The organism is Mesorhizobium sp. M0052 (assembly GCF_040323255.1).
Taxonomy (GTDB): Bacteria; Pseudomonadota; Alphaproteobacteria; order Rhizobiales; family Rhizobiaceae; genus Mesorhizobium.
In genome coordinates this window covers 330,024-342,176 of record NZ_JAMYUS010000001.1, presented here as the reverse complement: position 1 = coordinate 342,176, position 12,153 = coordinate 330,024, and the positions used below count along the sequence as shown (strand labels likewise).

Genomic DNA, 12,153 nt, shown 5'->3' with positions numbered 1-12,153 from the left:
AGGGGCCAAGAGAAAAATATTCCACATCCGCATATCAGGCGGATTCAAGCTGCTGCCGCAGGCTTTGTTCTGCGGCTCTTTTATCCGGGAGCCGGCCAAGCTGCAAAATTATTTTTTCTAAATTCTACCAATCTAGTAGATTAAAGCCGTCACCTCGGACATTGCTCCGATGGACGATAGATCGGGCTTGATATGGCTGCGTGCGATCTCGGCGAACGAAGTGGAACGTTCCCGCTTCGCCACGCGTTCTGCCCCTGCCGTAACAGACAATCGTCGGCTGGATTTGAACCTTCAAACAGGAGCCCGCAAATGAGCAAGATCAACCTGAAACATGGCCTTTTGGTCATGGTGGCCGATGGCGAGAAAGCGCTGTTCCTGAAGAACGAGGGCGACAATCTCTATCCGAACCTGCAGCTCTTCCAGGAGATGAAACAGGACAATCCGGCAACGCGCGAACAAGGCAGCGACAGTCCCGGCCGCTACAATGACGGCCCCTCCGTGCATCGCAGCGCGGTTGAGGAAACCGACTGGCACCGGCAGGGCAAGGAACGCTTTGCCGAAGAGATCGCAGACCGGCTCTACAAGCTCGCCCATCACGGCATCTTCGACGACATCGTGCTGGTCGCGCCACCGCTGGTGCTCGGCACCATGCGCAAGAAACTGCACAAGGAAGTCACCGACAAGGTGCAGGCGGAGATCCCAAAGACACTGACCAACCGCCCGCTGATCGACATCGAGGCCATGCTGCACGCGGCGTGACGCTCATCGATCATTCGGTATTGGCGCGCGCAGCGGTTTTGCTGCGCGTGCCTTTCGTTTTCGGTGCCTCTGGCCACCAATTTACGTCTTGCGGGTTGCGTCGCCCGCACCCCCTCCACCATATTGAAAAAGGCGGCGGCTTCGGGCGGCGCACACCCGACATTTCCCGAAAGGCGCTCCATAGACAATGCCGCATGACACGCCCCTTATCGCCACCATCGTCGCCGGTCTGGGGCTGGCATTCATCTTCGGGGCGCTCGCCAACCGTTTTCGCATCCCGCCGCTGGTCGGCTACCTCGTCGCCGGCGTGCTGGTCGGACCGAACACGCCGGGTTTCGTCGCCGATGCCAGTCTTGCCAATGAGTTGGCCGAAATCGGCGTCATCCTGCTCATGTTCGGCGTCGGCCTGCATTTCTCCCTGAAGGATCTTCTCTCCGTCCGCGCCATCGCCGTACCCGGCGCCATCTTCCAGATCGGCTTTGCCACCGCGCTGGGCGCCGGCCTTGCCTGGATGCTCGGCTGGTCGATGGGCGCAGGCCTCGTCTTCGGCCTAGCGCTTTCCGTCGCGTCCACAGTGGTGCTGTTGCGCGCGTTGCAGGAGCGACGGCTGATCGAGACCGAGCGCGGCCGCATCGCCGTCGGCTGGCTGATCGTCGAGGACCTCGCCATGGTGCTGGCGCTGGTGCTTTTGCCGGCGTTGGCCGGCGTGCTCGGCGGCCAGCCGCAGGTCGATGACCATGCGAGCCTTTTGTCGCTGCCGGCCAGCTTCGGCATCTGGGGCGTCGTCGGCCTCACGCTGGCCAAGGTCGTCGCCTTCGTCATCGTCATGCTGGTGGTTGGCCGCCGCGTCATTCCGTGGATCCTGCATTACGTCGCCCATACCGGCTCGCGCGAACTGTTCCGGCTGGCGGTGCTGGCGATCGCGCTCGGCGTCGCCTTCGGCGCCGCCAAACTGTTCGGCGTCTCGCTGGCGCTCGGTGCCTTCTTCGCCGGCATGATCATGAGCGAATCCGAGCTCAGCCACCGCGCGGCGGAGGAATCACTGCCGCTGCGCGACGCCTTCTCGGTGCTGTTCTTCGTCTCGGTCGGCATGCTGTTCGATCCGTTCAGCCTGATGAGCAATGGCTGGCCGATCCTGGCGACGCTGGCCATCATCGTCATCGGCAAGTCGCTGGCCGCCTTCGTTATCGTCATCGCCTTCCGCTATCCGCTGGGAACCGCCTTGATGATCTCGGCCAGCCTCGCGCAGATCGGCGAATTCTCCTTCATCCTGGCGGAGCTCGGCGTCGGGCTGAAGCTGTTGCCCGAACAGGGACGCGACCTGATCCTGGCAGGCGCCATCCTGTCGATCCTGGTCAATCCCCTGATGTTCCTCGCCCTCGACTGGATGAAGCCATGGCTGGACGCGCGCGCCGCCAAGGCAGCACCACCGGAAGAGGCCAAGCCGGTCGGCCCGGCGACGCAGCCCGGACAAGTGGCCTCGGTGGCCGCCGCGGCAAAAGAGAATGGCCCACCGCCACGCACAACGCTCTCGGGCCACACCATCCTGGTCGGCTACGGCCGCGTCGGCAGCCTGGTCGGCGCGGCGCTGAAACAGGCATCGCTGCCCTTCCTGGTCATCGAGGACGCCGACAAGACGCTGGCGAGGCTCAGAGACGACGGCGTCGAAATCGTCTCCGGCAATGCGGCCAATGGGGGCGTGTTTGCCGCCGCCAATCCGCAGGGGGCCAAACGCTTGATCCTTGCCATCCCCAACGCGTTCGAGGCCGGGCAGATCGTGCTCAGGGCACGCGCCGCCAATCCCGGCATCAACGTCATAGCGCGGGCCCATTCCGATGCCGAGGTCGAGCACCTGATGGGGCTCGGCGCCGACACCGTCATCATGGGCGAACGCGAGATCGCCCGCAGCATCGTGCAAGAAGTGCTGGAGCAAAAGCCGATGCCGCGCCCCGAAGCCATTGAGCCCTCCCCGGCCTGAGGCTTGCCACAGGCGCATCGATCATCCAACGAAGGCGGAGCCGCCATTGTGCGCGACGCTGGCGAGATACTTTGCCGGCGGCTTGCCAAGCGCCTTCTTGAACATGGTGATGAAGGCGGTGACGGAGCCATAGCCAAGATCGCCTGAAACCTGCTGCACGCTGGCACCCGAGGCCAGCTCCCTTATGGCGACGATCAGGTGCAATTGCTGGCGCCAGCGGCCGAAGCTCAGGCCGGTCTGCTTCACGATGAGACGGGCGAGGCTGCTTTCTGAGAGCGCAACACGGTTGGCCCACTCGGCAAGCGTGCTGCGATCGGCAGGGTTCTGCGCCAACGCTTCGGCGATCCGCCGCAAGCGCGGCTCGGCGGAGATCGGCAGATGCAGCTGCTGGACAGGCATGCGCGGCAGTTCCGAAAGCAGGATCGTGGTCAAGAGCCCGTCCCTCGCCTCATCTTCCTCCACGCGATCGGCCAGCTCGATGATCAGTTCGCGCAACAATGGCGAGATCGACAGCGTGCAGCACCGGTCCGGCAGATCGGCGGCTCCCGGCTCGATATAGACGAAGAAGATCCGCGCATTGGCGGTCGCGATGTTGCTGTGTTCCATACTGCCAGGAAGCCACACACCGCAATGCGGCGGCACCATCCACAGGCCGCTCGGGACGCGGCAAGTGACGCCACCGCCGAGCGCGAAGACGAGCTGGCCCTTGCGGTGCCAATGGGCGGCGACTTCCGCTTTGGTTTCGGTGACATCGACGCGCACGGCAATCGCAGGTGCCTGCACATCATCGACATCGAAATTGACCCAGGGGTAGCGGAGCGGCTGCCTCATGATTGATGGCTTTTAGGGACTATTCGCCGTGATAGCTAAATTCTTTGATGCGGGGAGTCGATAGACTCTGGTTCGTGGCTGGCATGTCACAAACCGGCAGGAAGGCTTCCCATGCGCGCGCTTGTCATCTCTCCCGAGAGCATCACCCGGATCAGTCTCGCCGAGGTCGAGGACCCTCGGCCCCTCCCCAACGAAGCGCTTGTCTGCGTCCACGCAACCTCCTTGAACCGCGGTGAATTGCGCCTGCTCACCATACGCCCGGAAGGCTGGATACCTGGCCAGGACGTGGTTGGAGTAATCAAGCGGGCGGCAGCCGATGGCTCCGGGCCTGCCGTCGGCGCCCGGGTTGTGGCTTTGGTCGACGAGGCCGGCTGGGCCGAACAGGTCGCCGTTCCGACCGACCGCCTCGCCGTCATCCCGGACGAGGTCAGCTTCGGGTCCGCCGCCACGCTTCCGGTCGCGGGCACGACGGCTCTCAGGGTCTTGCGCCATGGCGGCGACCTCGCGGGACAGCAGGTGTTGATCACCGGCGCCAGCGGCGCGGTCGGCCGTTTCCAGATCCAGATCGCCCGCGAGCAAGGCGCCGCGGTGATTGCAATCGCCGCCGCCCGGCACGCCGAGGATCTCCGCGGTCTTGGTGCTCACGAGGTCGTCGAGTCGATCGAACTGGCCGAAGGGCCATTCTCTCTGATCACCGAGTCGGTCGGCGGCCAAAGCCTCGCCCATGCCATCGACCGCGTCGCCCCCGGCGGCACCATCGTCATGTTCGGTTCGAGCAGCGGCGAACTCACGCCGGTTGGCTTCAGACAGTTCGTTCCGGGCCATGAGGGAGCGAGGCTTCAGACTTTCGCCTACTACACATCCGGTCCAGCCATTGGCGCGGACATCGCCTCGCTGCTCGCTCTGGTCGCGGCTGGCCGGCTGGAAACCCGTGTGTCCATGACCGTGCCGTGGACAGACATCGCCCAGGCTCTGGACGCCCTGCGACAGCGCAGCTTCAGCGGCAAGGCTGTTCTCACCATCGCCGAATGAGCAGTCTGTCAGTGCTCAGACGTGCTGGCCGCCATTGATGTGGATTTCCGAGCCCGTCACATAGGACGCCTGCTGCGAGCACAGGAAGAAGATGATGTCGGCGACTTCCGAGGTGGCGCCAAGGCGCCTGAGTGGGATCGTCTCGACGATCTTGTCGGTGCCAGGCGACAGGATCGCGGTGTCGATCTCGCCCGGCGCAATCGCATTGACGCGGATGCCGTGCGGGCCGAAATCATGCGCCATCTCGCGCGTCAGCGAGCCGAGCGCCGCCTTCGAGGTCGCATAGGCGGTGCCGGCGAAAGGATGCACGCGCGTGCCGGCGATCGAGGTGACGTTGACGATCGAACCTTTCGCTGCAGCAAGCTCCTTGAAGAGGCCCCGCGCGAGCATGATCGGCGCGAAGAAATTCACCTGGAACACATCGCGCCAGACATGCATCGGCGTGTCGATCGAATCCATGCGGCTGTTGCCGTCCTTGAGCTTCGGCGAAATGCCGGCATTGTTGACCAGCGCGTGCAATTGCCCGCCATGCGCTTCCAGCCGGTGACGGATCTCCGAGACGGCGATGCCGACATCCTCCTGGTCGGCGAGATCGACCTTGATGTGGTCCTCTGGGCCGGCCGGCCACGGGCAATCCTCGGCAAAAGCCTGGCGCGAACAGGTGATGACCCGCCAGCCCTCACGCGAAAAGCGCTTGACCGTGGCATGGCCGATGCCGCGGCTGGCTCCGGTCAGCACGATGGTTTTTCTGGTGTCGGTCTCAGCCATGTCTGTCACTCCGGCCGGAGATGTAGCCGAATGCGGCGGAGGTGGCGAGAGGCCGAATTGTCAACTCAGCTCTCATATGAGGAACGGATTGCCAGCTCGCCATTGGTTTGAAGCCAGAATGACGAGCCGCTCAGCCGCCGCCGAGAATATCCAGGATTGAGGTTTTCCGCTTCTTGGCCGGGCCGCCGACGCTGCCCGGCGGTACCGGGTGCTTGATCGAGGCCGTGGTGCCGCCGTCGCCCGGCATGTCGAAGCCGTCGGCATCGACCGTTTCGGCCGGACGGCGGACCGGTGCTTGTGCGGGTACAGCAGCAGGTGCCGGCGCGGCAGCAGGCTCCGAACGGCTGACGGCCACGGCAGGCAACGGCGCCGCCTGATTGTTATCGACTGACGGAATATCGTCGGGCACGATGGTGTCGGGCGGCGTCGATTTCCAGGTCCCGGGCAGCGGCCTGACCGGCACGCCTTCATGCGCCGCCACCATGAATTCGTGCCAGGCCTGTGCCGGCAGCGCGCCACCGGTGACCTTCTTCATCGGCGTGCCGTCATCATTGCCGAACCATACGCCGGTGGTGAGGTTTGCGGTGTAACCGACGAACCAGGCGTCGCGCGAATTCTGGCTGGTTCCGGTCTTGCCGGCAGACGGCCAGGCGAAGGCCGCCTTCTTCGCCGTGCCGATCTCGACCGTGCCGGTCATCATCGAGTTCATCATGCCGACAATGTTCTGCTTGACGACGCGCGGCGCGCTGCCGCCATTGTCGTCATAGAGCACCTTGCCTTCGGTCGTGGTGATGCGGCGGATGAAATGGATGTCGGGCTTGTAGCCGCCATTGGCGAACGGCACATAGGCCGATGTCAGCTCCAGCGGCGTCACCTCCGAAGTGCCGAGCGCGATCGAGGTGTTGGCGATCAGATCGGACTGAATGCCCATACGGTGCGCCGCCTCGACCACGGCGTCGGGCCCGACTTCCATGGTCAGCTGTGCGGCGACGGAATTCAGCGACTTCGCCAAAGCGGTCGCCAACGTCACCTTGCCGAAATACTTGCCGCCGTAATTGTCCGGTGTCCACTTGCCGATCTTGATCGGTGCGTCGTTGCGCACGCTGTCGGGCGTGCGGCCGGCTTCCAGCGCGGCCATATAGACGAACGGCTTGAACGCCGAGCCCGGCTGGCGGCGTGCTTCGGAGGCGCGGTCGAACTGGCTGGTCGAATAGTCGTAGCCGCCGACCATGGCGCGCACGGCGCCGGAATTGTCGATCGAGACCAGCGCGCCTTGGCTGACATTGAGCTTCTTGCCGCTCTCGTCGATCAGCCGGCGGATCGACTGTTCGGCGAGCTTCTGCAGGTTGAGGTCGACGGTGGTGTCGACGACGATGTCGCTGCGCACGTCACCAATCAAATCGGGCAATTCTTCCATGATGGTGTCGGCGACATAGTTTTCCGAGCCGGTCCAATAGGATGGCGCGCGCGTTGCCGGCGCGCTCATCGCCGAGGCCAGTTCCTTGGCGCTGATCTTGCCTTCGTCGCGCATGGCGGCGAGCACCAGCTGCGAACGCTCCTCCGCCGCCTTCGGATCCCGCGCCGGCGACAGTCGCGACGGCGCCTTCAAGAGGCCGGCGAGAAGGGCCGCCTCCGACAGAGTGACGTCGCGCGCGCTCTTGCCGAAATAGCGGCGCGAGGCCGCCTCGACGCCATAGGCGCCGGAGCCGAAATAGACCCGGTTGAGGTACATTTCGAGGATCTGGTCCTTGGTATGCTTGTGCTCCAGCCACAGCGCCAGCAGCACTTCCTGCACCTTGCGCTCCAGCGTGCGGTCGGGCTTCAGGAACAGGTTCTTGGCCAGTTGCTGGGTCAGCGTCGAGCCGCCCTGCGAGAAACGCCGGCCCAGAACATTGGTCACCATGGCGCGTGACAGGCCGATCGGGTCGATGCCGAAATGCGAATAGAAGCGGCGGTCCTCGATGGCGATGACGGCTTCCGGAATGTAGGGCGACATTTCGTGCAGGCCGACCGCCTCGCCGCCGCTCATGCCGCGGTTGGCAAGCAGTTGCCCGTCGACCGAGACGATCTTGATGTTGGGCGCACGGTCGGGGATCGACCAGGTGGTCGCCGCCGGCATCTTGGCGCCGTAATAGACGACGATGCCGGCCACCGCGATGCCGCCCCAGATGCAGAGCACGAAGCACCAGTAGAACATCCGGGCCATCACGCCGAACAGCCCGCGCCGGGGTTTGCCGCGCTTGCCGCGTGACGATGATTTTGCCTTGGAGGTTTTGCGCGCCGAAGATGATTTGCGATTGGCCGGCACGACCCGATCCTCCTCGTTCACCGAAAAACCGGCCGCGGATTTCGCCTTTGGCGATCCCTCGAAGCTGGGTTCGACGCGACTGTCTCTGCGGTTCGCCATGCGTTGCGCTGTCTTCCCGGTATCAATGGCGCTCGGGTTGGAGGGTAGATGCGGCGGTTTAAGGGCGCGTTAAAGCAGGGCTCGTGCAGGCCGCTGAAATTCCTTACGAAATTCTTAATCCGTTACCGCGCGTTACCGCCGCCGTTACCGCTCTGTTCACGTCGCTTGACGCGCGCGTCAGCAAAGCGGTCCGCAGCCTCCAACACGGCGCGATCATACTGCTTGGTGGTGGTGGTTGCGCTATGCCCGGCGACCTTGCTGGCATCGTCCAGACTGGCATCGGATGCCCTGCCCTCGGTGATGCCTGAAGCCCGCAAGTCTCGCGCCCAAAGGGTCACCGGAAGACCTGCCACCTTGCGGTCGACAGACCAGCGCTGCGCGAAAATCGTGGCGCGCCAGGGCAAGCCGTTTTCCTCGGCCACGATGATCGGCCCCTTGCGCTTCTCGATCGGCCAGTGCTGCAGCTCTTCCATGACCATCGGCGCCTTCCTCAGCGAATAGGAAATGCTGAAGCCTGTGCTATCGGCGGTCTTGGATGGCGTGTAGTGCAGCACCATGTCGGCGTCGATGTCTTCCCAGCGAAGGCCAAACCATTTCAGATCCCGGTCGGCGTCAAGCACTTCGGAAATTCCGCCCATGTCCATCGGCCACCACTGGCCGATCACGTCCCACAACCGAAGCACCGTCTCGAAGCACAAGGCATAGGCGAGCGCCGACGAAGGCCGGCCGGCCTGATGCGCTGCCGCGCGCGCCGCGATGATCTGGGTGGCGGTGGCGGACTGTTTGCGGGGCTTGGGGTGCGGGAGCCTCTTTGCAGTCTCGCGCATGACGACCGACAATTCCGAACAGCCGGGCAAGCGCATCATGATGCCGAAGCTGACTGCAGCGAAAAGAACGGCGCGCGCGGTCGACGCAGCGGCGAGATAACGCCCGTTCTCCGACCAAACGTCATGCCAGTCGATGAGGTCAACGCCGGTTGTTTCGTCAAGCCGGACGCTGCCTATGTGGCCCTTCAGGTTCTTCAGATAGTGGTTATAGGGCCGCAGCGAACCGGGTTTCAGCTTCCGGTATGGGCTGCGCTTGTGCGTCTCGTAGATGGTCAGGAGCGACTTGATCGTTCCGTCGAACTTCAGAGGGTCGGCACGGTAGCCGGTGCGCCATAGAAGCATCTCGGCTTGGAGCGAATGGCATTTCGCCTTCAGCATCTCCGGCTGATCGGCCAGATAGTAGAGGTTCACCGTTTTCGGGATGTAGCCGTTCTTTACGTCATTTTCGTCGGCAACCCAGTGCGGCACTCGGCCGCCAGCGCGCTTGATCCATTTCAGACCTGGGGCCTTTGTCGCGTCTTCGTTTTCCATTGGCTTGCGTCCGCTTTGCCGGGTGGCGCTGTTGCCGTGGTCGAGCCGGTTCCAAGGTAATTTTCATAGAACCGCTGCACCAAGGCGACCGGGCGCCCTCCGTGAAATTCATCAATAGCCGGGAAACCGGGCTTGTTGGCAAGGGTCGGCAGGCGCTCGCGCATCCATTTGCCTGCTTTATCCTTCCCGACGATGGCCTCTGCGATCTGCTCGTCCGATGCGAACATGGGCAGATCGTCGAGGGTTGCCCCGGCGCGGGTCATCTGCCCGCCCTCGCGCAGGTCCAGAACCACAGGCCGGCTTTGTCACAATGTTGCTGTGCTTTCGAAAAATTGCTGAAATCGCCGTTCATCCGGCGCGCGCCATCGATTGGCAAGCGTCTTCGAGCCGATTGGTTGAGCCGTTCAGCGCTTCGCGTATCGGCGTCAATGTGCCGTCATCATCCAGATCTGACGTGTTGCCCAGGGCCAACCAAATGGTGCGCAGTTCGTCTCGCACTTGGTGAAGCTGGTCGATCGCTGAGAGCGGGACAACCCGGCCGCCTCCTAGTGGATCGCCCTCCCCGCTGAGCAACCATTCCCACCGGACGCCATAGCCAGCCGCATACAGGCGGGCGACTTCATAGTCGAAAGCGCGGTTTCCGCTCTCGTGGCCCGCATATGTGCCGGGCGGCACTTTCAGCGCTTCGGCGCCGCCGCTGACGGTGTGGATACCGGCCTGAGTTCTCGCCCAGGCCAGCCGCGCGCCAGCGGTCTTGATCTTGCTCGTAATGCTGACGACTTGGATCACTTCGCACCTGCCTTCGGACCTTCATGGCCCTCAAGCGCATCGGTAACGGGTCCAAGGAGTTCGTCGGCGGCGGCAAGAGCATCAACGATGCTGGTTGCCATATTCACATGGCCGCCTTCCTGGATCGCCCAGGCCGCTGCACCGCAAACCCGGACGATTGCAGCCGCTTGGATGCAGCAAGACATTATCTGATCTGCAGACATGTCTCTGTGATCGATGAAGCGGCTCATTTGCCACCTTCCCGGGTAAGCTGCCAATCGATGTCCCCGGCAATCCTGGCCAACTCCGCGACAACCGATGCAGGGCTGTCGGTGCCCCCGTCATACTGGCCGACTATGATCCCAAACTTAAGTTCGCCTTCGTCTCGGGTGCTGACTGGCCTTTGCAACACGGCCTCGCGTATGTCGTCGATCTCGCAGCCGATATTGTTGCGGAGGAACTCTAGTATCTCGCCAGCTTCGTTGTACGGTTGACCGTCATCCGGGCCGTTGAAACGAGGCTGCTCCTGAAGACCGCTGAGAACTTGGGCGACAGTGGTCAGCGTCTCGACGAGTGCCGACAGTTGCTTGAGCGAGAGAAGGTCGGTTTTGAAGCCGAGCGGGTGCGCTGGGCGGCTCATTCCGCACCGCCTTCCGACTTGCCCATGGTTTTGACCACGGCAACCATTGTCGCAGCGTAGCGGTTGACCTCGCCCAGGAAACCGATCTCGACGCCGGTCAGATGGTTGCGGGACGGCAAGCGTTCTTCCTGCCGGAGTCGGCACATATCGTTGACGATGCAGCCGAGAAGTGTGGTTGCGCCGTTGGTCGGGTGACGGCCGATGAAGTCGAGATATTCGCGCGCCAGTTCATGGCCTTTGTCGCAGTCCTTGCCGAAATGGCCGGTTGCGTCGACATTCCAGTAGCAGATGCCACCGCCGGCATCGCGGCCTTTGCGGTGCATAAACGACAGGGTGTCAGCCTCATGCGCTATCTTCGCAGCGGGGCGACCAGTTTGAATTTTCGCCGATGCGGTGTTATGTAACGCCTTGGTCATCTTCAATATCCTTTGTCGGTGATCGTGGGGAGCCGCCGTGCAAGGCGGTTTCATTTCGAACGACGATCAGATTGAGCTTGCCGGCTCGCTGGTCGTCGTTTTCGTTTCGTCCATGCGGTTACGGATGCACCGCACGATTTCAGAATTTTGAGAACTTCCGTTCCGCGCGGCCTGCGTGGCGATGAATGCCTTTACGTCTGCCGGCAGTCTCACCAGAAATTTCGGGTCCGCCCGACTCATGTCCTTTCCTTCCCGTTAACCAAGACGGAATATAGCACCGTGCTAGGTTGCGAGCAATAGCACCGTGCTATATATCCCCAGCCTATGGCGCGCGAAGATCCCCAGATAAACATCCGGCTACCGGCGAACTTGAAAGAGCGCCTGGAGGAGCGCGCCGAACGCAACAACCGCAGCACCACCGCTGAAATCGTCGCTCGGCTGGAACAGTCCTTTCTCGGCCCCAAGCATCCGCCGTCGATCACGATCCGCTTGGAGGCGTTGCCGTTTGGGACGCCTGCCATCGACGTATCTATCGGCACATTCTTTTCCGACCTGTCGAAGACGCTGAAAGAAAGCGTCGAAAGCATTCGCGCCGCTGAACGGGTCGAACGGCTTGCGGAGCGCGAGCGCGCCGCAAATAGCCTCGAACCCGCACAAGATGCCGGTATCGACGACGCAAGAATCGTTGTCTCGGTCGCGGCGGAAAATACCGAACGGCGCCGACTAAAACGGTTGGCCAAGCTCGAACGCGACGCTGCCGCCGCTAAGGCAGCCCAAGACGATGAAAGCGGCGAATAGCTCACGCCGCGCAATCCTTCAGCAGAAACGTTAGCACCTTGTGGACGGCGCGGGTGTCGGCCGCGTTGCTGAATTCGCCGCCGTCGTAAACGCCGGGCTGACTGTTGAGATAGTGGCACCAGCCCCAAACCATCGCGGCGACCCGCGCCCCATCCATGGTCTCGGGCGTGAGCGTCAGGATTCGGTCGGAGAGCTCCGAGCATCGATGGAATGCGGCCGCAATAGAGGGGTCTTTGTCGAAGTCCTCTCCTGAATCGCTGAAGGCGGCGCGCTCGTCCGCCCAGGCCTTGCGGAATTCGACGCCAAGGGCGATCAGGTCAGCGTCAGTATGCATAAGGCTTGATAAGGGAGTGGGGTTCATTGAAAGCTCCATCGGATGCGATGGATACTATTCAAGC

Annotated in this window: 15 protein-coding genes; 4 read left to right on the top strand and 11 right to left on the bottom strand. The window is 62.9% G+C overall.

Annotation, left to right across the window (positions count from 1 at the left end; all coding sequences use genetic code 11):
- The first annotated feature begins 309 nt into the window (after window positions 1–309).
- Together NKJ77_RS01655 and NKJ77_RS01650 are read left to right on the top strand one after the other, a co-directional pair.
- On the top strand, window positions 310–759 hold the full coding sequence (locus NKJ77_RS01655; protein ID WP_023726453.1) for a baeRF12 domain-containing protein: 450 nt from the start codon (window positions 310–312) through the stop codon (window positions 757–759).
- Between the two features lie 187 nt (window positions 760–946).
- Complete coding sequence (locus NKJ77_RS01650; protein ID WP_352534060.1) at window positions 947–2,737, top strand: cation:proton antiporter domain-containing protein; 1,791 nt, start codon at window positions 947–949, stop codon at window positions 2,735–2,737.
- Between the two features lie 21 nt (window positions 2,738–2,758).
- Here NKJ77_RS01650 and NKJ77_RS01645 read toward each other — a convergent pair whose 3' ends face one another.
- Window positions 2,759–3,568, bottom strand: a complete 810-nt coding sequence (locus tag NKJ77_RS01645; protein WP_352534058.1) for an AraC family transcriptional regulator — start codon at window positions 3,566–3,568, stop codon at window positions 2,759–2,761.
- Window positions 3,569–3,679: 111 nt separating this feature from the next.
- Here NKJ77_RS01645 and NKJ77_RS01640 point away from each other — a divergent pair, with 111 nt between their 5' ends.
- Entirely contained in the window at window positions 3,680–4,600 is a 921-nt protein-coding gene (locus NKJ77_RS01640; protein WP_023712327.1) for a zinc-binding dehydrogenase, read from the top strand.
- 15 nt (window positions 4,601–4,615) lie between these two features.
- Here NKJ77_RS01640 and NKJ77_RS01635 read toward each other — a convergent pair whose 3' ends face one another.
- From NKJ77_RS01635 to NKJ77_RS01595, 9 genes are all read right to left on the bottom strand, one after another.
- On the bottom strand, window positions 4,616–5,368 hold the full coding sequence (locus NKJ77_RS01635) for an SDR family NAD(P)-dependent oxidoreductase (protein ID WP_023669777.1): 753 nt from the start codon (window positions 5,366–5,368) through the stop codon (window positions 4,616–4,618).
- A 130-nt stretch (window positions 5,369–5,498) separates the two neighbouring features.
- On the bottom strand, window positions 5,499–7,775 hold the full coding sequence (locus NKJ77_RS01630; RefSeq protein WP_352534057.1) for a transglycosylase domain-containing protein: 2,277 nt from the start codon (window positions 7,773–7,775) through the stop codon (window positions 5,499–5,501).
- Between the two features lie 122 nt (window positions 7,776–7,897).
- On the bottom strand, window positions 7,898–9,133 hold the full coding sequence (locus NKJ77_RS01625; RefSeq protein ID WP_352534055.1) for a site-specific integrase: 1,236 nt from the start codon (window positions 9,131–9,133) through the stop codon (window positions 7,898–7,900).
- Window positions 9,097–9,426, bottom strand: a complete 330-nt coding sequence (locus NKJ77_RS01620; RefSeq protein ID WP_023820563.1) for a hypothetical protein — start codon at window positions 9,424–9,426, stop codon at window positions 9,097–9,099. The genes NKJ77_RS01625 and NKJ77_RS01620 overlap by 37 nt, the downstream gene beginning before the upstream one ends.
- A gap of 55 nt (window positions 9,427–9,481) precedes the next feature.
- Entirely contained in the window at window positions 9,482–9,922 is a 441-nt protein-coding gene (locus tag NKJ77_RS01615; protein WP_352534053.1) for a helix-turn-helix domain-containing protein, read from the bottom strand.
- Window positions 9,919–10,152 carry a hypothetical protein gene (locus NKJ77_RS01610; RefSeq protein ID WP_023820561.1) on the bottom strand — a complete coding sequence of 78 codons (234 nt, stop codon included), beginning with the start codon at window positions 10,150–10,152 and terminating at the stop codon, window positions 9,919–9,921. The genes NKJ77_RS01615 and NKJ77_RS01610 overlap by 4 nt, the downstream gene beginning before the upstream one ends.
- Window positions 10,149–10,541, bottom strand: coding sequence for a hypothetical protein (locus NKJ77_RS01605; protein ID WP_352534051.1), 393 nt, complete (start codon window positions 10,539–10,541; stop codon window positions 10,149–10,151). The genes NKJ77_RS01610 and NKJ77_RS01605 overlap by 4 nt, the downstream gene beginning before the upstream one ends.
- Window positions 10,538–10,957, bottom strand: coding sequence for a hypothetical protein (locus tag NKJ77_RS01600; protein WP_352534049.1), 420 nt, complete (start codon window positions 10,955–10,957; stop codon window positions 10,538–10,540). The genes NKJ77_RS01605 and NKJ77_RS01600 overlap by 4 nt, the downstream gene beginning before the upstream one ends.
- Before the next feature lie 66 nt (window positions 10,958–11,023).
- A complete protein-coding gene (locus tag NKJ77_RS01595) occupies window positions 11,024–11,197 on the bottom strand; it encodes an Arc family DNA-binding protein (protein WP_081731199.1) in 174 nt (57 codons plus the stop codon).
- A gap of 84 nt (window positions 11,198–11,281) precedes the next feature.
- Here NKJ77_RS01595 and NKJ77_RS01590 point away from each other — a divergent pair, with 84 nt between their 5' ends.
- On the top strand, window positions 11,282–11,755 hold the full coding sequence (locus NKJ77_RS01590; protein WP_352534047.1) for an Arc family DNA-binding protein: 474 nt from the start codon (window positions 11,282–11,284) through the stop codon (window positions 11,753–11,755).
- 1 nt (window position 11,756) lies between these two features.
- Here NKJ77_RS01590 and NKJ77_RS01585 read toward each other — a convergent pair whose 3' ends face one another.
- On the bottom strand, window positions 11,757–12,116 hold the full coding sequence (locus tag NKJ77_RS01585) for a hypothetical protein (RefSeq protein ID WP_155921514.1): 360 nt from the start codon (window positions 12,114–12,116) through the stop codon (window positions 11,757–11,759).
- Between the last annotated feature and the right edge of the window lie 37 nt (window positions 12,117–12,153).